21 protein-coding genes are annotated in these 24,445 nt (G+C 67.7%); 12 read left to right on the forward strand and 9 right to left on the reverse strand.

Annotation, left to right across the window (positions count from 1 at the left end; all coding sequences use genetic code 11):
* Positions 1-96: 96 nt before the first annotated feature.
* Positions 97-1,353, reverse strand: coding sequence for an NADP-dependent isocitrate dehydrogenase (icd, locus tag WK25_RS12255; protein ID WP_040141560.1), 1,257 nt, complete (start codon positions 1,351-1,353; stop codon positions 97-99).
* Positions 1,354-1,626: 273 nt separating this feature from the next.
* Between icd and WK25_RS12260 the strand changes: the two genes are divergently transcribed.
* From WK25_RS12260 to WK25_RS12275, 5 genes are all read left to right on the forward strand, one after another.
* Positions 1,627-2,205 (forward strand): pseudouridine synthase, encoded by a 579-nt coding sequence (locus tag WK25_RS12260; protein WP_069241672.1) that lies wholly within the window; start codon positions 1,627-1,629, stop codon positions 2,203-2,205.
* A gap of 289 nt (positions 2,206-2,494) precedes the next feature.
* Entirely contained in the window at positions 2,495-2,707 is a 213-nt protein-coding gene (locus WK25_RS30315; protein WP_006398520.1) for a hypothetical protein, read from the forward strand.
* Positions 2,708-2,866: 159 nt separating this feature from the next.
* On the forward strand, positions 2,867-3,364 hold the full coding sequence (locus WK25_RS12265) for a DUF192 domain-containing protein (RefSeq protein ID WP_040141563.1): 498 nt from the start codon (positions 2,867-2,869) through the stop codon (positions 3,362-3,364).
* A gap of 222 nt (positions 3,365-3,586) precedes the next feature.
* Complete coding sequence (fusA, locus tag WK25_RS12270) at positions 3,587-5,698, forward strand: elongation factor G (RefSeq protein WP_040141565.1); 2,112 nt, start codon at positions 3,587-3,589, stop codon at positions 5,696-5,698.
* A gap of 152 nt (positions 5,699-5,850) precedes the next feature.
* A complete protein-coding gene (locus tag WK25_RS12275; RefSeq protein WP_069241673.1) occupies positions 5,851-6,861 on the forward strand; it encodes a HoxN/HupN/NixA family nickel/cobalt transporter in 1,011 nt (336 codons plus the stop codon).
* An 897-nt stretch (positions 6,862-7,758) separates the two neighbouring features.
* Here the strand turns inward: WK25_RS12275 and WK25_RS32325 are convergent.
* Complete coding sequence (locus WK25_RS32325; protein ID WP_217265979.1) at positions 7,759-8,904, reverse strand: hypothetical protein; 1,146 nt, start codon at positions 8,902-8,904, stop codon at positions 7,759-7,761.
* A 35-nt stretch (positions 8,905-8,939) separates the two neighbouring features.
* On the reverse strand, positions 8,940-9,785 hold the full coding sequence (locus WK25_RS12285; RefSeq protein ID WP_040141573.1) for an aldo/keto reductase: 846 nt from the start codon (positions 9,783-9,785) through the stop codon (positions 8,940-8,942).
* A gap of 157 nt (positions 9,786-9,942) precedes the next feature.
* On the opposite strand from WK25_RS12285, the gene WK25_RS12290 reads away from it, so the two are divergent.
* Positions 9,943-10,689, forward strand: coding sequence for a GntR family transcriptional regulator (locus tag WK25_RS12290; RefSeq protein ID WP_040144783.1), 747 nt, complete (start codon positions 9,943-9,945; stop codon positions 10,687-10,689).
* Between the two features lie 23 nt (positions 10,690-10,712).
* Here the strand turns inward: WK25_RS12290 and WK25_RS12295 are convergent, their stop codons facing one another.
* Positions 10,713-12,104 (reverse strand): CoA transferase, encoded by a 1,392-nt coding sequence (locus tag WK25_RS12295; protein ID WP_069241675.1) that lies wholly within the window; start codon positions 12,102-12,104, stop codon positions 10,713-10,715.
* A 136-nt stretch (positions 12,105-12,240) separates the two neighbouring features.
* Here WK25_RS12295 and WK25_RS12300 point away from each other — a divergent pair, with 136 nt between their 5' ends.
* On the forward strand, positions 12,241-13,473 hold the full coding sequence (locus WK25_RS12300) for a citrate/2-methylcitrate synthase (RefSeq protein ID WP_069241676.1): 1,233 nt from the start codon (positions 12,241-12,243) through the stop codon (positions 13,471-13,473).
* Here WK25_RS12300 and WK25_RS12305 read toward each other — a convergent pair.
* Positions 13,446-13,769: a DUF2917 domain-containing protein gene (locus tag WK25_RS12305; RefSeq protein WP_040141578.1), complete on the reverse strand. Its 324-nt coding sequence runs from the start codon at positions 13,767-13,769 to the stop codon at positions 13,446-13,448. The two genes, WK25_RS12300 and WK25_RS12305, sit on opposite strands and share 28 nt — an antisense overlap.
* 386 nt (positions 13,770-14,155) lie before the next feature.
* Between WK25_RS12305 and WK25_RS12310 the strand changes: the two genes are divergently transcribed.
* The 3 genes from WK25_RS12310 (at position 14,156) to WK25_RS12320 (ending at position 18,368) form a co-directional block, all read left to right on the forward strand.
* Entirely contained in the window at positions 14,156-15,361 is a 1,206-nt protein-coding gene (locus WK25_RS12310) for an IS110-like element ISBma3 family transposase (protein ID WP_069240966.1), read from the forward strand.
* Between the two features lie 81 nt (positions 15,362-15,442).
* Positions 15,443-16,882 (forward strand): multidrug transporter subunit MdtD, encoded by a 1,440-nt coding sequence (mdtD, locus tag WK25_RS12315; RefSeq protein ID WP_069241677.1) that lies wholly within the window; start codon positions 15,443-15,445, stop codon positions 16,880-16,882.
* Between the two features lie 211 nt (positions 16,883-17,093).
* A complete protein-coding gene (locus tag WK25_RS12320; protein WP_069241678.1) occupies positions 17,094-18,368 on the forward strand; it encodes an EAL domain-containing protein in 1,275 nt (424 codons plus the stop codon).
* Between the two features lie 15 nt (positions 18,369-18,383).
* Here the strand turns inward: WK25_RS12320 and WK25_RS12325 are convergent, their stop codons facing one another.
* On the reverse strand, positions 18,384-19,007 hold the full coding sequence (locus WK25_RS12325; protein ID WP_040141583.1) for a methyltransferase domain-containing protein: 624 nt from the start codon (positions 19,005-19,007) through the stop codon (positions 18,384-18,386).
* A 214-nt stretch (positions 19,008-19,221) separates the two neighbouring features.
* Positions 19,222-19,746 (reverse strand): DUF962 domain-containing protein, encoded by a 525-nt coding sequence (locus WK25_RS12330; protein ID WP_059547962.1) that lies wholly within the window; start codon positions 19,744-19,746, stop codon positions 19,222-19,224.
* Positions 19,747-19,827: 81 nt separating this feature from the next.
* On the opposite strand from WK25_RS12330, the gene WK25_RS12335 reads away from it, so the two are divergent.
* A complete protein-coding gene (locus WK25_RS12335) occupies positions 19,828-20,535 on the forward strand; it encodes a Crp/Fnr family transcriptional regulator (protein ID WP_069241679.1) in 708 nt (235 codons plus the stop codon).
* Positions 20,536-20,662: 127 nt separating this feature from the next.
* Positions 20,663-21,874 (forward strand): chromate efflux transporter, encoded by a 1,212-nt coding sequence (gene chrA, locus WK25_RS12340; protein ID WP_069241680.1) that lies wholly within the window; start codon positions 20,663-20,665, stop codon positions 21,872-21,874.
* Between the two features lie 102 nt (positions 21,875-21,976).
* Here the strand turns inward: chrA and sodB are convergent, their stop codons facing one another.
* Both sodB and xseA read right to left on the reverse strand, forming a co-directional pair.
* Positions 21,977-22,555: a superoxide dismutase [Fe] gene (gene sodB, locus WK25_RS12345; protein ID WP_040141592.1), complete on the reverse strand. Its 579-nt coding sequence runs from the start codon at positions 22,553-22,555 to the stop codon at positions 21,977-21,979.
* Between the two features lie 239 nt (positions 22,556-22,794).
* Entirely contained in the window at positions 22,795-24,177 is a 1,383-nt protein-coding gene (gene xseA, locus WK25_RS12350) for an exodeoxyribonuclease VII large subunit (RefSeq protein WP_069241681.1), read from the reverse strand.
* Positions 24,178-24,445 lie beyond the last annotated feature (268 nt).

Below are 24,445 nucleotides of genomic sequence, written 5' to 3' on the forward strand. Positions count from 1 at the left end.
GCCCTGCCAACAAACCTGCCGTTCACGAAACGCCCCGGCGCCCGGCAGCAGGCGCCGGGGCGGCCGGCTCTACGCCGGCCTACCCCGGAAGGGGACTTACATGTTCTCGATCAGCACTTCGCCGAAACCGGAGCACGAAACCTGCGTCGCACCTTCCATCAGGCGTGCGAAGTCGTACGTGACGCGCTTCTGCAGGATCGACTTTTCCATCGCGGCGATGATCGTATCGGCCGCTTCCGTCCAGCCGAGGTGGCGCAGCATCATTTCCGCCGACAGGATCTCGGAACCGGGGTTCACGTAATCCTTGCCCGCATACTTCGGCGCCGTGCCATGGGTTGCCTCGAACATCGCGACCGAGTCCGACAGGTTCGCGCCCGGCGCGATCCCGATGCCGCCGACCTGCGCGGCCAGCGCGTCGGAGATGTAGTCGCCGTTCAGGTTCAGCGTCGCGATCACGTCGTATTCGGCCGGGCGCAGCAGGATTTGCTGCAGGAATGCGTCGGCGATCGAATCCTTGATGACGATCTCGCTGCCCGTCTTCGGGTTCTTCACGCGCATCCACGGGCCGCCGTCGATCAGTTCGCCGCCGAATTCCTTCTGCGCGAGCGCGTAGCCGGCGTCACGGAACAGGCCTTCCGTGAACTTCATGATGTTGCCCTTGTGCACGAGCGTGACGGACTTGCGGTCGTTGTCGATCGCGTACTGGATCGCCTTGCGCACGAGACGCTCGGTGCCTTCGGTCGACACGGGCTTCACGCCGATCCCGGAGGTTTCCGGGAAGCGGATTTTCTTCACGCCCATCTCGTCCTGCAGGAACTTGATCACCTTCTTCGCCTGCTCGGAGCCCGCGGCCCATTCGATACCGGCGTAAATATCTTCCGAGTTCTCGCGGAAAATCACCATGTCGATCTTCTGCGGCTCGCGCACCGGCGACGGCACGCCCTTGAAGTACTGGACCGGGCGCAGGCACACGTAGAGGTCGAGTTCCTGGCGCAGCGCGACGTTCAGCGAACGGATGCCGCCGCCGACCGGCGTCGTGAGCGGCCCCTTGATCGACACCACGTATTCCTTCAGCACTTGCAGCGTTTCGTCCGGCAGCCACACGTCCGGACCGTACACCTTCGTCGCCTTCTCGCCCGCGAAGATCTCCATCCAGTGGATCTTGCGCTTGCCCTTGTATGCATGCGCGACAGCCGCGTCGACCACCTTGATCATGACCGGCGTGATATCGAAGCCCGTACCGTCGCCTTCGATATAGGGAATGATCGGCTGATCGGAAACGTTGAGCGAGAAGTCCTTGTTGACGGTGATCTTGTCACCGCCCTCCGGAACCTTGATGTGCTGATACGGCATGATCGACTCCAGTGACGTGGCTGAGCAGGTGATGCTGGTCGAAACTGCGCGCGCCGCGGGGCGGCCTTCGCCACCCTCGTGACGGCAACAGCGAGCCGCTATTCTAGCGCCCCAACCGGGCGCGGCGGCACGAAGCGCGACGCTGCGTATCAAGTCTTCCCTTATGTCTTATATAAGACAGAGGACTTGCCGTTCCGTATTATGCATTAAGATTCCGCCATTTGCCATAGACCGCCCGCGCCGCCTCCGGCGGCACGCCGGGCGCGCCCCGCCATGCCCCTGATCGCCCTCAACAAGCCGTTCGGCACCATTTGCCAGTTTTCCGCTCACGAGACGCGGCCGTCGCTCGGCGACTGGGTAAAAACGCCCGGCGTCTACCCGGCCGGCCGGCTCGACGCGGACAGCGAGGGCCTGCTGCTGCTCACCGACGACGGCGCGCTGCAGGCGCGCATCGCGGAACCCCGCCACAAGCTCGTGAAGCGCTACTGGGCGCAGGTCGACGGCGCACCGGGGCCGGCCGACCTGAAGGCGCTCGCGCGCGGCGTCGATCTCGGCGATTACGTGACACGTCCGTGCCGGGCGGAATTCATCGAGCCGCCCGACTCACTGTGGCCGCGCAACCCGCCGATCCGCTACCGCGCGGCGATTCCGACGACGTGGATCGAGCTGGCCATCACCGAAGGCAAGAATCGGCAGGTGCGCCGGATGACGGCCGCGGTCGGCTTCCCGACGTTGCGTCTCGTGCGCGTGGGCATCGGCGCACTCGACATATTCGCGCTCGGCATTGCACCGGGCGAAACAATCGCACTGCCGCCGCGCGCGCCGTGGGACGGTTTCGCACACGCTGGATGACGGTTCCGGCGACGCGCGATTTTTCGTCATCTTTTTCGTCAACCGCCGGCGAACATCGTGCGTTAAACCACGCAGATGCCACCCTTAGCTATCCGGCATTGGCAGCCGAACCGGTATTTGCGTGTTTGCGTCACGAAAGCGACGCTTTCTTCGAATACGATTCGGCGCCCGCAGCGCAAAGAGAAATTTCTCGAAGCGTCTGTCAACCGAAAGGTGGATGGCACCGTTAGACGACATGACTCCTATTGCCGGGTCATTTGGTTAATTAACTAAAGCTGAGGAACACAACATGAACAAACTGATCGCTGCTCTGGTCGCTGGTCTCTTCGCAACGGCTGCTTTCGCACAAGCTTCGGCTCCGGAAGCTGCTTCGGCTGCTGCTCCGGCAGCTGCTTCGGCACCGGCAAAGCACAAGGCTGCCAAGAAGCACCACGCAAAGAAGCACCACGCAGCTAAGAAGGCTGCTAGCGAAGCCGAAGCTCCGGCAGCTGCTTCGAACTAAGCAAGCTGGTTGTAATAACGCAGTCAAGAACACGCAGTCTTGCCGTTCTTACGGCGTTGAAAGGCAGATCACCGCGAGGCGATCTGCCTTTTTCTTTTTGTGCCCGCCGGCGCGCTTCGCGTACCATGCGGGTCTTGTTTTCCAGATAGGAGCCCTGCTGTGCGATTCTCCCTGCGCTCGTCGCTCGGCCGCCTTGCGCGCGCCGCCGTGTTTCCCGCCGCGCTCGCCGTCCTCGCACTCGGCATGCAGCCCGCCCACGCGCAGATCCCGCCCGGCGCCAAGCAACCGAGCGAATTCCCGCGCGTGAAGTTGCGCGCCGGCATGTACGTGATCGACGCGGCCGTCGCCGCAAACGACGCCGACCGCGAACAGGGGTTGATGTACCGGTCACAGCTCGCGCCGAACGAAGGCATGCTGTTCGTATTCAACGAGAACGCCGTGCACTGCTTCTGGATGAAGAACACGCTGATTCCGCTGTCGATCGCGTTCATTCGCGCGGACGGCACGATTACCGACATCGACGAGATGAAGGCCGAGACGACCGACAACCACTGCCCGCGCAACAATGGCGTCTATGCGCTCGAGATGAGCAAGGGCTGGTTCGCCGCGAAGGGGATCAAGCCGGGCATGAAGCTCGACGGGCTGCCCAAGCCGTAATAACGGCGAACGGGGCGGCGCCGCCCGCGCATCGACCGAAGCCGGCCGCTCGCAGCGCGCCGGCTTTTTTTACGGCCCGACAGCGGCGGCCGCCTTGATTCGGCCGACGGCGCCCGCATCTGCAAAAGCCACCGACAAGCGCTATCCTTTAAATCTCGCTTGTTCCACGTCCGGGCCGGCCGCAGCCGGTCCCCTTACGATCCGAACCACCAGGAGGTTCACGTGCCCCGCAAAACCCCCATCGAGCGCTATCGCAACATCGGGATCAGCGCTCACATCGATGCCGGCAAGACCACGACGACCGAGCGCATCCTGTTTTACACCGGCGTGAGCCACAAGATCGGTGAAGTGCACGACGGCGCGGCCACGATGGACTGGATGGAGCAGGAGCAGGAACGCGGCATCACGATCACGTCGGCCGCGACCACGGCCTTCTGGAAAGGCATGGCCGGCAATTATCCGGAACACCGGATCAACATCATCGACACCCCCGGGCACGTCGACTTCACGATCGAGGTCGAGCGCTCGATGCGCGTGCTCGACGGCGCGTGCATGGTCTACGACTCGGTCGGCGGCGTGCAGCCTCAGTCCGAAACAGTGTGGCGTCAGGCGAACAAGTACAAGGTGCCGCGCATCGCGTTCGTCAACAAGATGGACCGCGTCGGCGCCGACTTCTTCCGCGTTCAGAAGCAGATCGGCGAGCGCCTGAAGGGCGTCGCCGTGCCGATCCAGATTCCGATCGGCGCGGAAGATCATTTCCAGGGCGTCGTCGATCTCGTGAAGATGAAGGCAATCGTGTGGGACGACGAAAGCCAGGGCGTGAAATTCACGTACGAGGACATCCCGGCGAATCTTGTCGATCTCGCGCACGAATGGCGCGAGAAGATGGTCGAGGCCGCAGCCGAAGCGAGCGAGGAACTGCTCGAGAAGTATCTGCACGACCATGAATCGCTGACCGAGGACGAGATCAAGGCCGCGCTGCGCCAGCGCACGATCGCCAACGAGATCGTGCCGATGCTGTGCGGCAGCGCGTTCAAGAACAAGGGCGTGCAAGCGATGCTCGACGCGGTGATCGACTACCTGCCGTCGCCGGTCGACGTGCCCGCGATTCTCGGCCACGACTTCGCCGATCCGGAAAAGCCGGCGGAACGTCATCCGAGCGATGACGAGCCGTTCTCGTCGCTCGCGTTCAAGATCATGACCGACCCGTTCGTCGGCCAGCTGATTTTCTTCCGCGTGTATTCGGGCGTCGTCGAATCGGGCGACACGGTGCTGAACGCGACGAAGGACAAGAAGGAACGGCTCGGCCGGATCCTGCAGATGCACGCGAACGAGCGCAAGGAAATCAAGGAAGTGCGCGCGGGCGACATCGCGGCGGCAGTCGGCCTGAAGGAAGCGACGACGGGCGACACGCTGTGCGATCCGGCCAAACCGATCATCCTCGAGAAGATGGAATTCCCCGAGCCGGTGATCTCTCAGGCCGTCGAGCCGAAAACGAAGGCCGACCAGGAAAAGATGGGCCTCGCGCTGAACCGCCTCGCGCAGGAAGACCCGTCGTTCCGCGTGCAGACCGACGAGGAATCCGGCCAGACGATCATTTCGGGGATGGGCGAGCTCCACCTCGAAATCCTGGTCGACCGGATGAAGCGCGAGTTCGGCGTCGAGGCGACGGTCGGCAAACCGCAGGTCGCGTATCGCGAAACGGTGCGCACGACGGCGGCCGACGTCGAAGGCAAGTTCGTCAAGCAGTCGGGCGGCCGCGGCCAGTACGGGCATGCGGTGATCACGCTCGAGCCGAACCCGGGCAAAGGCTACGAGTTCCTCGACGAGATCAAGGGCGGCGTGATTCCTCGCGAATACATCCCGGCGGTCGACAAGGGCATCCAGGACACGCTGAAGTCGGGTGTGCTTGCGGGCTACCCGGTCGTCGACGTGAAGGTGCACTTGACGTTCGGGTCGTACCACGACGTCGACTCGAACGAAAACGCGTTCCGGATGGCCGGCTCGATGGCGTTCAAGGAAGCGATGCGCAAGGCGAAGCCGGTGCTGCTCGAGCCGATGATGGCGGTGGAGGTCGAAACGCCCGAGGACTTCATGGGCAACGTGATGGGCGACCTGTCGAGCCGGCGCGGCATCGTGCAGGGAATGGACGACATCGCCGGCGGCGGCGGCAAGCTCGTGCGCGCCGAGGTGCCGCTCGCCGAGATGTTCGGCTATTCGACATCGCTGCGCTCCGCGACGCAGGGGCGCGCCACCTACACGATGGAGTTCAAGCACTACGCGGAAACGCCGACGAACGTGTCGGAAGCGGTGATCAGTGCGAAGGCGAAGTAAGCACGGGGCAGTACGCTGCCGTTAGTCGAAGCCCGTCCGGTTCCGGATGGGCTTTTTTTCGTCTACCGCACGGGCGGTCTTTTTGGCCGCCACGCCGGCATTTTTTTTCGCATGACACAATCCATCGTGATTCGTCCGATGGAAACGCCCCGATGCCGACCACCCCTGCCCTGCGCCGGCTGCTGATGCTGTATGCCGGCCTGATCGCCGCGAACGCCGCCGTCTGGCTGTGGGCGCTCGCGGTGCTGCGCGACCATCCGCTGCTGCTCGGTACCGCGGCGATCGCATACGGCCTCGGGCTGCGTCATGCGGTCGATGCCGATCACATCGCCGCGATCGACGTCGCGACGCGCAAGCTGATGCAGGACGGGCAGCGCCCGATGACCGTCGGCCTGTTCTTCTCGCTCGGCCACTCGACGATCGTGATCGCCGCGACGCTCGGCATCGCGCTGACCGCATTCGCGCTGCGCGATCGCTTCGACGCATTCCGCGCGATCGGCGGCACGATCGGCACGGCGGTGTCCGCGACGTTCCTGCTGGTGCTCGCGGGGATGAACCTCGCGATCCTGCGCGACGTATGGCGACGCTATCGCGGCGCGCCGGGCCACGCGCACGGCGCCGCCCACACGCATCGCACGGGCGGCCTGGTGGCGCGGCTGCTGCGCCCGCTGTTCCGGTTCGTGTCGAAGAGCTGGCACATGTATCCCGTCGGCGTACTGTTCGGCCTCGGTTTCGATACTGCAACGGAAATCGCGCTGCTCGCGATCGCGGCCGCTCAGGCGACCCATGCGCTGCCGGTCTACACGATCATGCTGTTTCCCGCGCTGTTCGCGGCCGGCATGACGCTAATCGACTCCACCGACAACGTGCTGATGATTCATGCATACGGTTGGGCAATGGACGATCCGCAGCGCAAGCTGCTCTACAACGCGAGCATCACGCTCGTGTCCGCCGCCGTCGCGCTCGCGGTCGGCGGAATCGAGGCGGCCGGCCTGCTCGCGGACAAGCTGTCGCTGACGGGCCCCGTGCGCGACGCGCTCGATGCGCTTGGCGAGCATTTCGGCACCATCGGTTACGGCATCGTCGCGCTGTTTCTGATCGGCTGGATCGCATCGATCCTGTGCCACCGGTGGCTGCGCGCTGCCGATGCGACGGCACGCTGACCGTAGTCAGACGTTTCACTTCCGAAACAAAAACCCGACACGGCACTTCCCCCGGTTGCCAGGGATCCGGCCGCGCCTTGCGCCGTGGGCATAGCGAGCCGATGGCACGAATCTCGCGGTAACGGATTCGCACGGCGGGCCCGCGTGCCGACTCGTGTTAGCGACGGGCCTCCTGTGCCGGTCCGATACGTGTCGGCTGCCGAAACGACAATGCATCGTTGCTGGTCCCCTGCATCACACGTTGATGAACGCGCGTGACGAGGCATCGCGCGCATCGGGAGGCCAATGATGAGCATAACGAAACAATCGTCCCGCGTGACGGGACGATGCTATCGCATGACCCTGCTGGCCGCAGCCGCGATTGCGTGCTGCTCGTATGCCAGCGCGCAGGACGCGACAGCCGTGGTTCCGGTGACTGTACTGCCGGATAACGGCTCCTCGACTACCCCGTCAACCCAGGTGCCCGATGCCGCAGCCAATGCGGACAGCGGCGCGGACGCCGTGATGATGCTGGCCGAGAACGCGGCGACGTGCGGTGCCAATCCCGCTGCTTGTGCGGTACACGTGTATGCCGGCCGCGGTGTCGGCAACGGGGCCGGTGGCAGCGGAGGAGGCAGCTCGGGTGGCAGCACGGGCAGCGGTGGCAACAACGGCAACGGCGCCGTGGGCCCGGCCGGCGTCGGCGGGACGAACGGTTCCGGCGGTACAGGCCGCGGGGGCAATGCCTCCGGCAGTGGGGGTTCAGGTGGCACTTCCGGGGGCGGGGCTTCGGGTGGCGGCGACGGCGGTGGTGGACATGGAGGGGGTGGCGGCTCCAGCGGTGGTTCCGGTGGTGGTTCCGGTGGTGGTTCCGGTGGTGGCTCCGGTGGTGGCTCAGGCGGCGGCTCAGGCGGCGGTTCAGGCGGTGGTTCCGGCGGTGGTTCCGGCGGTGGTTCCGGCGGTGGTTCCGGCGGTGGTTCCGGCGGCGGTTCCGGCGGTGGTTCCGGCGGCGGTTCCGGCGGTGGTTCCGGCGGTGGTTCCGGCGGTGGTTCCGGCGGTGGTTCCGGCGGTGGTTCCGGCGGTGGTCACGGTGGCGGCTCCGGTGGCGGTTCCGGAGGTGGCTCCGGTGGCGGCTCTGGCGGTGGTTCCGGCGGTGGTTCCGGCGGTGGTTCCGGCGGTGGTTCCGGCGGTGGTTCCGGCGGTGGTTCCGGCGGTGGTTCCGGCGGTGGCTCCGGCGGCGGCGGCTCCGGCGGCGGCTCCGGCGGCGGCTCCGGCGGCGGCTCCGGCGGCGGTTCGGGGGGTGGCGCCGGTGGCGGTTCCGGTGGCGGCTCCGGTGGCGGTTCCGGTGGCGGCTCCGGCGGCGGCTCCGGCGGTGGTTCCGGCGGTGGTTCCGGCGGTGGTTCCGGCGGTGGTTCCGGCGGTGGTTCCGGGGGCGGTTCCGGCGGCGGTCACGGTGGCGGCTCCGGCGGTGGTTCCGGTGGTGGTTCCGGTGGTGGTTCCGGTGGTGGTTCCGGCGGTGGTTCCGGCGGTGGTTCCGGTGGCGGTCACGGTGGCGGCTCTGGTGGCGGCTCTGGTGGCGGCTCTGGTGGCGGTTCCGGAGGTGGCTCGGGCGGTGGTTCCGGTGGCGGTCACGGTGGCGGCTCCGGTGGCGGCTCCGGCGGCGGCTCCGGCGGCGGCTCCGGCGGCGGTCACGGTGGCGGTTCCGGTGGCGGCTCCGGTGGCGGCTCCGGTGGCGGCTCCGGTGGCGGCTCCGGTGGCGGCTCCGGTGGCGGCTCCGGTGGCGGTTCCGGCGGTGGCTCCGGCGGTGGTTCGGGTGGCGGCTCCGGCGGCGGCTCCGGCGGTGGTTCCGGCGGCGGCTCCGGCGGCGGCTCCGGCGGTGGTTCGGGTGGCGGCTCCGGCGGCGGCTCCGGCGGCGGTTCCGGCGGCGGCGGTCATGGCACCGGCGGCCACGGAAACGGTGGTGGCAATGGCAGCGGCAACGGGAGCGGCGGCGCCGGCAACGGTGGCGCCAACGGCGTCGGCAATGGCAACGGTAGCGGCAGCGCCGGCGGTAACGGCGGCCATGGCCACTGACCGACGCACCGCCTGACCCGATGCTGTCAGAGCATTTCGAGCGCGCGCTTGCTGCGCGGCGGACGGAAGTACCCGTCCAGCTGCGCGCGCTCGTCATCACTGAGCACGACGTCGAGCGCCGCGCGGTTGTCGCGGACGTGCTCGATTCGCGATGCCTTCGGAATCGCGAACACGTGCGGCTGCGCCAGCACCCACGCGAGTGCGACACGCATGACCGAAACGCCTCGCTGACGCGCGATTTCATCAAGCGGCGAACGCTGCGGCAGCCGCCCGTGATCCACAGGACTGTAGGCCATCGCCGGGATGCGGTGATCGGCAAGCCACGGCAGCAGGTCGAATTCCGGGCCGCGGCGCGCGAGGTTGTAGAGGATCTGGTTGGTCGCACACGCACCACCACCCGCTTCGTCGACGAGTTCGACCATATCGGCCGTGTCGAAATTGCTGACGCCCCAGTGACGGATCTTGCCCGCACGCCGCAGCGACTCGAAGCCTTCGACCGTCTCCTCCAGCGGCACCGAGCCGCGCCAGTGCAGCAGATACAGATCGATGCGATCGGTGCGCAGGCGCTTGAGGCTCGCGTCGCACGCGGCGACCACGCCGCGCCGGCTCGCATGATGCGGATAGACCTTGCTGACGACGAACACGTCGTCGCGCAGGCCGCTCAACGCTTCGCCGACGAGTTCCTCGGTCGCGCCGTCGCCGTACATCTCGGCGGTATCGACGAGCGTCATCCCGAGCGCGATCCCTTCGCGCAGTGCGGCGATTTCGTCCGCGCGCCGCGCAGGCCGCTCACCCATTTCCCAAGTCCCGAGGCCAAGCTTCGGAATCGTTTCGCCGTCCGGCAGGACGACCGTGGCGATCGTGTCTGTCATGCGCTCCTCACGTCGGATAGACGGCCGCGCACCGCGGCCGAAGCATCGGCCAGTGTAGTCAATCGGGGCGCTGCCCGCCTATCGCACGGCAAAAACCGGCTATAACGGCGCCGCGTGATGACTTAGAATGGCCGGCAACCTGATCGATACCCATTCCATGAAGGCACCCACGGACGACCGCTGGCAGGACCTGCGCCCCGACCCCGACAACGACACGCCGCTCTATCTGCAGCTCGCGCGCAAGCTCGGCGACGCGATCCACGACAATCGCTGGGCAGCCGGCGAGGCGCTGCCGTCCGAACGCGTACTGTCCGAAGCGCTCGGCGTGTCGCGCATTACCGCACGCAAGGCGATCGCGCTGCTCGTCGAGCAAGGCCTCATCCGCCGCACGCAAGGCGCGGGCAATTTCATCCAGCCGCGCTACGAGGATCCGCTGTCGCGCCTGTCGAGCTTCAGCGAGATGCTCGAGCGGCGTGGCTTCAAGCCGAGTTCGCAATGGCTCGAACGCGAGATCCAGCCGGCGAACCGCGACGAAGTAATTCAACTCGGCCTGTCGCCGGCAGCATCCGTTACACGGCTGAAGCGCCTGCGCCTCGCCGATGGCATCGTGATGGCGGTGGAGAACTCGACGTTCCCCGCCACCCTCATTCCCGATCCGCAGGCAATCGCCGGTTCGCTGTACAGCTATCTCGAAGCGCGCGGCACGCCGATCGTACGCGCGCTGCAGCATTTCCGCGCAGTCAATGCAACCGACGAGATCGCGCAGCAGATGGGCATCGCACCGCACGACGCGTTGCTGCTGATCACGCGGATCGGCTATACGGCCGACCAGCGCGCGATCGAGCTCACCGACACCTACTGCCGCAACGACTACTACGATTTCGTCGTCGAACTGCGCAAGTAGCGCGCGCTGCCAGGCGGCCCCGCCTACAGCCAGCGCGCAGCGTCGGTGCCGAGCGGCACGGGCGGCCGCACGAATCGCGCCGGGGTTGCCGACAGGCGCTCGGCCGCACGCACGGCATCGATCATGCCGAACGGCGATGCGGTCCGGTCGAGCCGGTCCCGCACGTCGTCAGCCGTGAAATCCGCTGCGTGCAGGCCGTCCGGTACCGCACCGAACGATTGCAGCCAGCGCCCCGTCTGCGCGAGCGACAGGCGCACATGCCAGCTGCCTCCTTCCGTCGCGCGGCGCGCGAGCGCGATCATCGCGCCGAACGCCGCGAGATAGCCCGTCGCATGATCGAGCGCCTGGCAAGGCAGATGGCGCGGGCCGTCCGCGTGCGCAGCGTGCTGCTCCTGCCACGCGATGCCGCTCGCCGACTGCACGAGGCTGTCGAAGCCGCGCCGCATCGCCCATGGCCCCGCGTGGCCATACGCAGACACCGACACGCATACGATGCCCGGCCGCAACTCGGCGAGCGCCTGCGGCGAGAATCCGCGCGCCGCGAGCGCGCCGGGACGGTACGCCTGCAGGAACACGTCCGCGCCGCGTGCAAGTTCGCGCAATGCGGCGATGCCTGCGGCATCGCGCAGGTCGATCCAAGTCGAGCGCTTGCCGCGCCCGTTGTCGATCACGAGCGATGCGATGTTCGGCAGGTGCGGGCCGTTGACGAGCAGCGTCTGCGCACCGTGCGACGCCAGCGTGCGGCCCGCGACCGGCCCCGCGATGATGCGCGTGAGATCGAGCACGCGCACGCCCGCGAGCGGCTGGTCCGGCTCGCCGCGTCCGATCGCCTCGACGGGCGCGTCGCCGATCCGTTCTATCTCGAACAGCGGCAGCGAAGCAAGTGCACGCGCCTGCTCGTGCGCGGCCCATTCTTCAGGGCTTCTGATCAATGCCGCGCAGAGCCCCGCGTCGGCCAGCGCGGTATCGAGTATCGCGCCGTCCCACGTGCGGATCGCCGTCGCAACGTCGTCGCGCTGCGGGCCGCAGCCGAGCACGTCGAGAATTCCGTGCAGGTGATGCGGAAAATTCGCATGCAGCTGGATCCAGCGCCCGTCGCGGGTGTCGTAGAAACCCGTCACCGGATGGCGCGGCTCGGGCGGCGGCCCGCCGTCCACCCGCAGGTAGCGCTCGCTGCGGAATGCGACGAGCGCGTCGCGCACCGACACGTCGACGCGCTGCGCGACACCCGAGCGCAGGCGATGGCATTCGGCCGCCGCAAGGCCGGCCGCGGCGATCGTCGCCGCGGCGAGCGTGCCGACATGGAACGTCGACGGGAGCGTCGGGTCCTGCCCCGTCACGGTCACGCGTGCGAGTGCGCCGGCCTCGCCGCGCGCGAGCTGCCACAAGCGGGTCAATGCGAATTCGGGTGTCATGGTGGATAGCCGTCGTGAACACGCAAACGAGTCTAGAATCCGCTGCACGTGCGATCAATCTTGATCGCGGGAATCAATGCATAACGAATAGTTGTAACCGGGCCGCGCTTCATGCGCCCCGACAGGAGCGATCGGCATGACGTCAGTCAGCGCACCGGAAGCCGCCGGCATTCTTGGTGTCAGCGTGAGCACCCTTTACGCGTACGTGAGCCGTGGCCTGCTGCGCTCGCTGCCCGACGGTGCGAGCAAGCGCCGCCGCTACGACGCGGACGAGGTGCGTCTGCTCGCGCGTCGCCGCGCCGATGCGAAACGCGCGGGCGGCGTCGCCGAACGTTCGCTCGACTGGGGCGTGCCGGTGCTCGAGTCGCGAATCACGCAGATTGCCGACGGCCGCCTGCGCTATCGCGGCGTCGATGCGGTCGTGCTCGCGAACAGTGCGACGCTCGAAGAAACGGCCGCCCGATTATGGGATTGTCCGCCGGCACGGCTCGCGGCGACGTCGCTTGCGGCTGGCGGCTTCGACGCCGCCCAGTGGGGCGACTGGACTCGTCGGTGGATGCATCTGCCACCGCTCGAGCGCGCGCTGGTGCTGCTGCCCGCCGCCGCTGCATCGCTGCCGCGCCTTTGGGCGCTGGAGCGCGATGCGCAGTTCGATACGGCCGCGCTGCTGCTGCGCATAACGGCAGCCGCGCTCGCGGGCGCCGCCCCCGGCAACGCGCCCGTGCATCGGCAACTCGCCGCCGCGTGGCGCATTCGGCGGCGCGACGAAGCGGACCTGCTGCGCCGCGCGCTCGTGCTGTGCGCCGATCACGAACTGAACCCGTCGACCTTTGCGGTGCGCTGCATCGCATCGACCGGCACGCATCTGTTCGGCGCGGTCGCCGGCGGACTCGCCGCGCTGTCGGGCCCGCGTCACGGCGGCGAGACGTTCCGCGCGGGCGCGCTGCTCGACGAAGCGGCGCGCGCCGCCGATCTCGACCGCTATCTCGCGCTGCGCGTCGCGCACGACGAGCGGGCCGACGGTGCGCGCACGGTGCTGTCCGGCTTCGCGCATCCGCTCTATCCCGACGGCGATCCGCGCGCTCGCGCGCTGCTCGATGCGCTGCACGCCGCAGTGCCCGACCGCGCGCCGCTACGCATGGCCCGCGCACTTGCCGTTCGCGTCGAGACGGCGACGGGGCTGCGGCCGACGATCGATTTCGCGCTTGCGGTGCTGGAACGCACGCTCGCGCTGCCGGACGGCGCCGCGTTCACGCTGTTCGCGGCAGGCCGCACAGCCGGCTGGATCGCGCATGCGCTCGAACAATATGCGGACGGCAAGCTGATTCGGCCTCGCGCGCGCTACGTGGGCAGCGTCGCGGCCGCCTGAGGGCGGCCGCCGCGCCACGCGGCGAGCCGGCGCCACGCCGTAGGGGCCACCTGCACGGCCGGCGCCGCCTGCGGGCCGAACGCGAACACCGCGCCGCCCGCAGCCGCGCTGATCCACACGCGCATGCCGGGCTCCAGCAGCAGTGACTCGCCGGCGCGCAGCCAATGATCGTCCGGCCGGCCTTCGACCGTCGCCCACAGGCCGCCGTCCGCGACCTGCAGCACGGTGCGATCGACGATCCGCCAGCGTCCGGCCGGCTCGTTGCCGTCCATCTCGTAGAGTCGCAATTCGCGCATGGCGGCCTCCAGATCGCGTGGGTTCGATGGCACCAGTATTTCGGACGGCGGCAGCAAGCGGACAGATACGCCTTCGAAGACTTTTGGCTGAACTGTACCGGCCCGCGGACGGACGGGCGTCCGCCTGATCGGGTGGGCCGGGGACACGCGGGCGCCCCCGTTACTATCTTCACGCCTCGATAATCGGGGCTATGGCCAGCCAGGCCCGGCATGGTTCTCGCCCCCAGTCGCAGTCATGATCCGGGGGGTGTTGTCACCGGGCCTGGTGGGTGGCTGGTGATCGCTGATAGGGGTTTGGCCGGGATATCCCGACGCCGTCCGTAACGTGGATGCCGAGACTTGCCACCGTTGTTGCAGGCCAATCCGTTCACTCTGCATAAACTTCGATGCAAGACACTCAACAACGTGACGCCGTCGATGTCTTTGTCGGCGTCGATGTCGGTAAGGGCCACCATCACGCCGTGGCACTCGATCGGAACGGTAAGCGCCTGTACAACAAGGCGCTACCCAACGACGAGGCCAAGCTGCGCGCCCTCATCGCCGAACTCAAGACTCACGGTCGACTGCTGTTCGTCGTCGATCAGCCTTCCACCATCGGCGCGCTTCCTGTAGCCGTCGCCCGCGCTGAAGGCGTACTCGTCGCCTATCTGCCCGGACTGGCCATGCGCCGCATCGCTGATTTGCACGCCGGCGAAGCCAAGACCGATGCCCGCGACGCCGCGATCATCGCCGAAGCCGCTCGATCGATGCCGCATACGCTGCGCTCGCTTCGACTGGCCGACGAGCAACTCGCCGAACTCACCATGCTCTGCGGCTTCGATGACGACCTCGCCGCTCAGGTCACGCAAACCAGCAACCGCATTCGCGGCCTGCTTACCCAGATCCATCCGGCGCTCGAGCGTGTTCTCGGACCGCGCCTTGACCATCCAGCGGTACTCGATCTGCTTGAGCGCTATCCGTCGCCCGCCGCGCTTGCCGGCACCGGCGAGAAGACGCTCGCCAATCGCCTGACCAAGCTCGCTCCGCGCATGGGCAAAGGCCTAGCGGCCGAAATCGTTCAGGCACTGAGCGAACAAGCCGTGACCGTGCCCGGCACGCAAGCCGCCACCATCGTCATGCCCCGTTTAGCCCAGCAGCTTGCAGCCTTGCGTCAGCAGCGCGACGAGGTCGCTGTCGAAGTGGAACGACTGGTGCTTGCTCACCCTCTTTGGCCGGTCCTGACCAGCATGCCGGGAGTCGGCGTCAGGACCGCCGCCAGACTCCTGACCGAGGTCGCCCATAAGGCGTTCGCTTCGGCTGCGCATCTGGCGGCCTACGCCGGCCTCGCGCCGGTTACCCGACGCTCAGGTTCATCGATACGCGGTGAACATCCATCCAGACGCGGCAACAAGGTGCTCAAGCGCGCCTTGTTCCTATCCGCCTTCGCGGCCTTGCGGGACCCAGTCTCACGGGCCTATTACTCGCGCAAGATCCAGCAAGGCAAGCGTCATAACCAAGCGCTCATCGCGCTCGCGCGGCGACGCTGCGACGTTCTGTTCGCCATGCTGCGCGACGGCACCATTTACCAACCCAAGTCAGCCCCTAACGCTTGACGAAACACATAGGGGCACCCCTCCTGCGCGGCACGGCAGCTTTGCCTACAATGACGGCTGTCTTGCGCCACCGGCCCCGTCATGTTCCAAAGCCCCCCCGCCGCCGCTCCCGGCGAAAAGAACCTCACCGTAATGCTCTGGCTCGTTGCGACGGGCTTCTTCATGCAGACGCTCGACGCGACGATCGTCAACACGGCACTGCCGTCGATGGCCGTGAGCCTCGGCGAATCGCCACTGCGAATGCAGTCGGTCGTGATCGCATACTCGCTGACGATGGCGGTGATGATCCCGGTGTCGGGCTGGCTCGCCGACACCTTCGGCACGCGGCGCGTGTTCTTCAGCGCGATCCTGGTGTTCTCGCTCGGTTCGCTGCTGTGTGCGAACGCGCATACGCTGCAACAGCTCGTCGCGTTCCGCGTCGTGCAGGGCGTCGGTGGCGCGATGCTGCTGCCGGTCGGACGGCTCGCCGTGCTACGCACGTTTCCGGCGGAACGCTATCTGCCCGCGCTGTCGTTCGTCGCGATACCCGGGCTGATCGGACCGCTGATCGGGCCGACGCTCGGCGGCTGGCTCGTGAAGATCGCGTCATGGCACTGGATTTTCCTGATCAACGTGCCGGTCGGCATCGCCGGCTGCGTCGCGACTTTCTACTCGATGCCGGACGCGCGCAATCCGGCCGTCGGCCGCTTCGACATCAAGGGCTATCTGCTGCTGACGATCGGGATGGTGGCGATCTCGCTGTCGCTCGACGGCCTCGCCGATCTCGGAATGCAGCACGCGGCCGTGCTCGTGCTGCTGATCCTGAGCCTCGCGTGCTTCGTCGCATACGGGCTGTACGCGGTGCGTGCGCCGCAGCCGATCTTCTCGCTCGAGCTGTTCAAGATCCACACGTTCAGCGTGGGGCTGCTCGGCAACCTGTTCGCGCGGATCGGCAGCGGCGCGATGCCGTACCTGATTCCGCTGCTGCTGCAGGTGAGCCTCGGCTATTCGGCGTTCGAGGCGGGACTGATGATGCTGCCGGTCGCGGCGGCCGGGATGTTCTCGAAGCGGATCATCACGCACCTGATCACCCGGCACGGCTACCGGAAGGTGCTGCTCGCGAACACGATCATGGTCGGCGTGATGATGGCGAGCTTCGCGCTGATGCGCGACACGGTGCCGGTCTGGGTAAAGATCGTCCACCTCGCGCTGTTCGGCGGCTTCAACTCGATGCAGTTCACCGCGATGAACACGCTGACGCTGAAGGATCTCGGCACGGGCGGCGCGAGCAGCGGCAACAGCCTGTTCTCGCTCGTGCAAATGCTGTCGATGAGCCTCGGCGTCACGGTCGCGGGCGCGCTGCTGGCGACTTTCACCGGCATGCTGCGCACGGTTACGCCGAGCAACACGCTGCCCGCATTCCACGCGACCTTCATCTGCGTCGGGATCATCACGGCAGCGTCCGCGTGGATCTTCGCACAGCTCGCGCCCGAGATCCGCGGCCGCGCGCAGCAGAAGACCGATCCTTCCGAACGCGCATGACCCCGGCATGCACGTAATGTGCGCGATGCGCGCCGGTGCAGCGGCCACGGCGGCGCGGCGCGCACCATGTCGGTGCAGCGGCGCTGCGCCGCGCGGCGCTTCGGCGGACGGGGGACGGCTGCGGCGGGCAGCCGCACGCGATACGCTGCCGTGCATGCTTCTTGCTGGCCTATTCTGTAGGTAAACTTGCAGTATTCCTTCGGCCGACATCATGAGCATGATCGACATCGATCCCCCCGGCTTCCAGCCGCCCCGCCCCGTCGCGGGCGACGACGGCAAGCGGCGCACCGTGCTGTACGGCGCATACACCGTGTTCAGCGTGTTTCAGCCCGTTTTCTCGGTGTCGCACCGCCGCGCGATCGGCTACCACGCGTCGCTGCGCGCGCACGACGAGGACGGCCGCCAGGTCGCGTCGCACGAGGTATTCACGCAGGCGGCGCGGCGCGGCGACCTGCTCGAACTCGGCAGGCTCGCCGAATCGCTGCATCTCGGCAACTTCCATGCGTTCGACAGCCACGACGAATGGCTCTTCCTGAGCCTGCACCCGGCCGCGCTGATGGACACCGTCTACGGCGATGCGCTGCTCGCCAACCTCAAGGCACTCGGCCTGCCGCCGCATCGCGTGGTCCTCGAGGTGCCCGAACAGGCGGGCGGCGAAACGCCGCGCTATGCAGCGATCGTCGACGGGCTGCGCAAGGCCGGCTTCCTGATCGCGCTTGGCGGCTTCGGTGCGAAGCACTCGAACATCGACCGCGTGTGGCACCTGCACCCCGACATCGTCACGCTGGACCGCGGGATTCTCGCGCAGGCGAGCGAGCACTCACATCTGGAGCGCGTGCTGCCGGGGCTCGTGTCGCTGCTGCACGAATCCGGCCAACTCGTGCTGATGGGCGGCCTGTCGACCGAGCGCGACGCGCTGATCGCGCTCGAATGCGACGTCGATTTCGTGCAAGGGCAGTATTTTGCGGGGCCGAGCGTCGACCCGGTGCAACCGCAGGCGGCCGCGGGTTGCATGGATACGCTGTCGGCCGCGTTGCGGCTGCGTGTCGCGCAGCGCGAACGCACGCAGGCCGAACGCCTCGCGCCGTATGTTGCCGCGCTGGAGGAAGCGAGCCAGAAGCTCGCGGCCGGAGAAACGCTGATCGACGCCGCCGGCGCCGTGCTCGGCTTGCCGGAAACCGCGCGCTGCTTCCTGCTCGATGCATCGGGCCGCCAGATCGGCGACAACGTGCTCGCGCGCGGCAGCATATCGCAGCGGGCGAAGCGCTTTCGACCGCTGCTGCACTCGGAAGGCGCGAGCTGGGAACGCCGGCCTTACTTCATTCACGCAATGCGCGCGCCGGGCCGCGTGCACCTGACGCCGCCGTACCTGTCGATCAACGAGGCGCATCTGTGCGTGACCGCGTCGATCGCCGCGCCGGCCGCGGCCGGCATGCAGGTGCTGTGCGTGGACATCAACTGGGAAGCGGCGCTCAGCCGCGAATGAAGCCCCGCGCCGCGCTCACGCGGCGCCCGCTGCGGCCGGGGTGGCGTCGTCGCGACGCGCGATCAGCCGATGCACGCGCTTGCCGGACGCGGCGCTGACCACCTCATGTTCGTCGATCACGCGGATGCCGGGACCAAGCGCCGCACGCATGCGCGCCGCATCGAGCGGCGTGTACAAGCGGCCGCGCTCGTCGCGCAGCGTGCCGTTTCCGCCGACGCGCCAGCTCAGGTACAGCGTGCCGCCCGGCATCAGCAGCGCGGCGAGCCGGGCCGCCGCCGCAGCCGCATCGGCAGGCTCCAGGTGCATCACGACCGTCTCGCACAGTACGTTCCGGAATGCGCCGGACGGCACGCCGGCCAGCGCCGGCAACGCGGCCAGCTCGAACGTGAGCGACGGGTGCCGCAAGCGCGCCTCGGCGAGCAGCGCGGCGCTCGCGTCGTAGCCGCGCACGTCGAATCCCTGCGACGCAAGCCACGCTGTGTCGCGCCCCGCGCCGCAGCCGACGTCGGCCGTCGGCCCGGGAGAGAAATGCTGCTCGAGCAGCGCATACATGTCGTCGGGGGCGGCCTGGTCGAGCCAGTCCTGCGCGTATTGCGCGGCATGGGCTTCGTAGGCATCGAGGGTCAGGCGATCTGCCATGGCGGTTACTCCGCGGATGTGTACGTCGAATGACGCACCCCGCATCTTAGCCGTTGCGCGTCGCGCGTGGTGCGGCGCGCCGCACGCCGGCCAGGCCGCCGCCGCATCGTCACGCGCCGATTGACCACAACGAGCACGAGCCCCGGCCGGCCGCGGCGGCGCCCGACATCAACCGGTTCACAGGAATCGCGTGCCGGACGCCCCGGCCGGCGCGTCACACATGCGAATGCGCGCCGCCGCGCACGGGGCCCGCGCGCCGCTCGACTTCGCGACGCACGTCGCCGCGCAGGCCTGCGAAGAACGCAACTTCGGCAACGACGAACAGCGGCCCGACCATCAGGCCGACCAGGTCGTCGACGAACGCCGGCTTGCGTCCCTCGAACCAGTGCCCGACGAACTGCACGACCCAGCCGACCACGAACGCGCCGATGCCGATTGCGAGCCATTGCGCGGTCGGCCGCAGCGCGAGCGTCTGCGCGGCCCACAGCCCGAGCGCGAACAGCGCGGTCATCACGACGCCGAAACGCAGGTCCAACCGCAGGTAGAACACCGAGAACGCGGCGGCGAGCACGAGCGCCGGCGACAGCGCGACGCCGGCCAGCGTACCGAGCGCCGGCCGCGACAGCAGCACCTCGACCGCGAACACGATCATCGGGATGCCGACCAGATGCGTCGCGATGTTGCGCGCGTCGCGATGGTAAGCCGCATACTGGGAAAGGTGATCTTCGAGCGTTTTCATCGCGTCTCCTGGACGATCATTGAGCGCTATCATGCGCGTCAAACCCGAGAACCTCTGTCAGCTACCCGACATCGCGCGCCCATGCCGTCGCAGCTTGCCCCCTACTTGCCGGAGATCGAAGCGAGCCCGTGGTTCGCCGCGCTACCGTCCGCGTTGCGCGACGCCTTGCTCGCGCGCGCGACGTTGCGGCGCCTGCCTGCCGGCCACGCGCTGTTCCGGCGCGGCGATCCGCCGTGCGGGCTGTATGCGGTGCTCGCCGGTTCCGTGACGATAGGCGCGGTCGATCCGCAAGGCAAGGAAGCGCTGCTGACGGTTGCCGAACCCGTCACGTGGTTCGGCGAGATCGCGCTGTTCGACGGCCAGCCGCGCACGCACGATGCGATCGCGCTCGACGACACGCTGCTGTTGCATGTGCCGCAGGCCGAGTTGCTCGCGATGCTCGACGCGACACCGCAATATTGGCGGCAGTTCGCGCTGCTGATGGCGCAAAAGCTGCGTCTCAGCTTCCTGACCGTCGAATCGATGAGCGTGATGCCCGCCGCGCAACGGCTCGCCGCGCGGCTGCTGATGATCGCCGACGGATATGGCGGGATCAGCGCCGGCCGCACCCGTATTCGGCTGTCGCAGGAGAAGCTCGCGGCGATGCTGTCGCTGACGCGGCAGACCGCCAACCAGTTGCTGAAGGCGCTGGAGACAGACGGCGTCGTGCGCTTGCACGTCGGCGAGATCGAACTCGTCGACGTCGACGCACTGCGCCGCGCGAGCGGGCTGCCCGATCGCACGAGCTGACGCAGCACCAATTACGCGCCAACGTCGCGAATACAACGGCGCTGCAACGCCGGGTTTGCGCCGTCATCGCATCGCGCTATCGTGACGGCTCGCACCGCTTTCCTCAGGCCCTTTCCTGCACACGCACTTGAGCACATCGACTGTCACCGCTCCTTCCCGCCATGCATGGCCCGTGTTCGTCGCGTTCCTGCGGCTCGGGCTCACGTCGTTCGGCGGCCCCGTCGCGCATCTCGGCTATTTCCGCGATGCGTTCGTCACGCGTCGCGGCTGGCTGACCGAACGCGCATACGCGGATCTCGTCGGGCTGTGCCAGTTCCTGCCTGGGCCGGCGAGCAGCCAGGTCGGAATGGCAATCGGTCTTTCGCGCGCCGGCTACGCGGGCATGCTCGCCGCATGGCTCGGCTTCACGCTGCCGTCGGCGCTGCTGATGATGCTGTTTGCGATCGGCGTGCATGCGACGGGCATGCCGGTTGCAGCCGGCGCGCTGCACGGGCTGAGGATCGTGTCGGTCGCGGTGATCGCGCAGGCGGTATGGGGGATGGCGCGCACACTGTGCCCCGATGCCCGCCGCGTGACGCTGATGGCGATCGCGGCGTGCATCGCGCTGCTCGTGCCGGCCGCGTGGCTGCAGGTCGTCGTGATTGTCGCGGCCGGCGCAGCCGGCCTCATGCTGTTGCCGCGGCTCGCGAGCGGCGCGCACGATCCGTTGCCGCTGCATGTGTCGCACCGCGCGGGCGTGCTGTGGCTCGCGTTGTTCGCCGCGCTGATCGTCGCGCTGCCGATCGCCGCGGCTGCGCTTCATTCGCATGCGCTCGCCGTGGTCGACGCGTTCTTCCGCACCGGGGCGCTCGTGTTCGGCGGCGGACACGTGGTGCTGCCGCTGCTGCAGGCCGCGGTCGTCACGCCCGGCTGGATCGGCGATTCGGCGTTCCTCGCCGGCTACGGCGTCGCGCAGGCCGTGCCGGGGCCGCTGTTCACGTTCTCCGCGTTCCTCGGTGCGTCGCTGCGCGATGCGCCGAACGGCTGGATCGGCGGGACGATCGCGCTCGTGTCGATCTTCGCGCCGTCGTTTCTGCTCGTTGCGGGCACCGCGCCGTTCTGGGAACGCTTGCGCCGAAGCGCGCGCATGCAGGCAGCGCTCGCGGGCGTGAATGCAGCCGTCGTCGGACTGCTGCTCGCCGCGCTCTATTACCCGGTGTGGAGCGAGACGATCGTCGCGCCGAGTGATTTCGCGGCGGCGCTCGTCGCATTTGTTGCGCTCGTGTTCTGGCGCGTGCCGCCATGGGCCGTCGTGATCGCAAGCGCGGCGCTCGGGTGGGCGTCGACGATGATCGCGTGATCCGGCAATCGGCGCCGCGGCGGGCAAAAACAAAAAAGCCCTCGAAATGAGGGCTTTTTCTCGACGCGCTGCGCGCCGCGGCGGCGCGCAGCGCGCGTGGACTTACGCGAAGTTCTTCGCTGCGAAGTCCCAGTTCACGATGTTCCAGAACGCTTCGACGAACTTCGGACGTGCGTTGCGGTAGTCGATGTAGTAAGCGTGTTCCCACACGTCGATCGTCAGCAGCGGCTTGTCGGCCGTCGTCAGCGGCGTGGCGGCGTTGCTGGTCGACACGATGTCGAGCGAGCCGTCGGCCTTTTTCACGAGCCATGCCCAGCCCGAACCGAACGTGCCGACTGCTGCCTTCGTGAACGCTTCCTTGAACGCGTCGTACGAACCCCACTTCGCGTTGATCGCGTCGCCCAGCGCGCCCGACGGTGCGCCGCCGCCGTTCGGCGACAGGCTGTTCCAGAAGAACGTGTGATTCCAGATTTGCGCGGCGTTGTTGAAGATGCCGCCCGACGACTTCTTGATGATCTCTTCCAGCGACAGGTTTTCGAATTCCGTGCCCGGGATCAGATTGTTCAGGTTCGTCACATAAGCCTGGTGATGCTTGCCGTAGTGGTACTCGATCGTCTCTTTCGAGATGGTCGGCGCGAGTGCGTCTTCAGCGTACGGGAGCGGCGGGAGCGTATGAGCCATGGCGATTCCTTCGTTGAGTATGTAGGGAGGCTGTGTTGAATGCTGCCGAGCGTCCGATTGTAGGCGACTCCGAATATCCCCGCAAACTCACGGGTATTTATCCGCGGTATGCAGAAAATCGGTGCTGGCGCTTCACCCGGCAGGACGACACGGCCGCGCGCAGCATCCATTCCCGGGCGCGCCGCGACGCGCCGGTGGGCGGCCGCGCGCGCGACCTTCGTTTCGCTTACGCGGTGTCGTCAGATCGTATCGGTCAGGCGCGGCTGCACGTCGGCGAGCGACACGTCGGCCGAGCCTTCGGCGAGATGGACGGTCAGCCGGCGCTGCGGCTTCAGCGCGCTCGGCGCCCGCACCGCGCGGCCGGTCTGCGTGTCGATCAGCGCCGCGTAGCCGCGCTCGAGCGTGCGCTGCGGGCTCAGCACCTCGAGCCGAGCCGCGCACGCCGACACACGCGCGGTGTCGCGCTCGTGACGGCGCCGCAGCGCGAGCGCAAGACGTTGCGACAGCCCGGCGAGTGCATGCCGCGCCTGCGTCGGGTCGGGCCGCGCGCGCTGCCAGCGCAATTGCGCGAGCGCAAAACGCGCACGCGCATCGCGCACCGGCCGCGACGCCACCGACGCGAGCCGCACCGCGAGCTGCTCGACGTGAACGCGCTGCCGCTTCAGCCGTTCGCCCGGGCTGACGAGCCGGCGCGCGAGCCAGTCGAGCTGCTGCGCACGCTGCTCGAGCCCGCGCTCCAGACAGCGCGCCAGGGCGCGCTGACGATCACCGAGCTCGCGCAGCAGCAAGGCGCGCTGCGGGCTCGCGAGCTCCGCTGCGCCGGTGGGCGTCGGCGCGCGCAAGTCGGCTGCGAAATCCGCGATCGTGAAATCGGTTTCGTGGCCGACACCGCTGACGACCGGCAGTTCGCTCGCCGCGATCGCACGCGCAAGCGCTTCGTCGTTGAACGACCACAGATCTTCGATGGACCCGCCGCCGCGACAGACGAGCAGCACGTCGACCTCGCGCCGTGCGTTCGCCGTCTGCACCGCAGCGACGAGTTTCTCCGCCGAGCCGGCCCCCTGCACGGGCGCGGGATAGACGACCACCGGAATGTGCGGCGCGCGGCGTGCGAGCGTGGTCAGCACGTCGCGCAGCGCGGCGGCCTGCAGCGACGTGACGATGCCGATTGCGCGCGGATGGGCCGGCAGCGGCCGCTTGCGTTCGGGCGCAAAGAGTCCTTCGGCCTCGAGCTGCGCCTTCAGGCGGAGGAACGCCTCGTACAGACGCCCCTGACCGGTGCGCCGCACGGCCTCGACGTTGAGCTGCACTTCGCCGCGCGGCTCGTACATCGTGACGACTGCGCGCACCTCGATCCGGTCGCCTTCGCGCGGCGTGAATTCCGCATACTGCGCACGGCCGCGAAACATCACGCAACGCATCTGCGCCTGCTGGTCCTTGATCGAGAAGTACCAGTGACCGCTCGCGGCGCGCGTGAAATTCGACACTTCACCCGAGATCCACAGCAGCGGAAACGAGCGCTCGAGCATCGACGAAATCGCGCGATTGAGCGCCGAAACGGGAATCACTTCGTCACCGCCGCGGGTCGCGCCGGGAGCGGAAAAGGGAGAGTCGGAAAGCATGGGCGGTCGAATGAATGCTGGCGGCGACACGATAGTCCGACGCGCGCGCGGCGTCCAGCGCCGACGTTCGGGCGTTGCTGCACCCGGAATGTGTCCACACTCTGTCAATCGTCCAGCAAAAACCTTGGAAAACCGCGGGAAAATCCAGACGATTCCCCATAACACATTGATTTCAATGAACTTTTAAACCTTACGGCATTCTTCACTTCCGACACGATGTCCGTCCGGCGGGCATCTGGCGCTCACGGGCGCGGAGTTTTTCACAGAG

Origin of the sequence: Burkholderia latens (assembly GCF_001718795.1) — a bacterium.
Classification (GTDB): Bacteria; Pseudomonadota; Gammaproteobacteria; order Burkholderiales; family Burkholderiaceae; genus Burkholderia; species Burkholderia latens_A.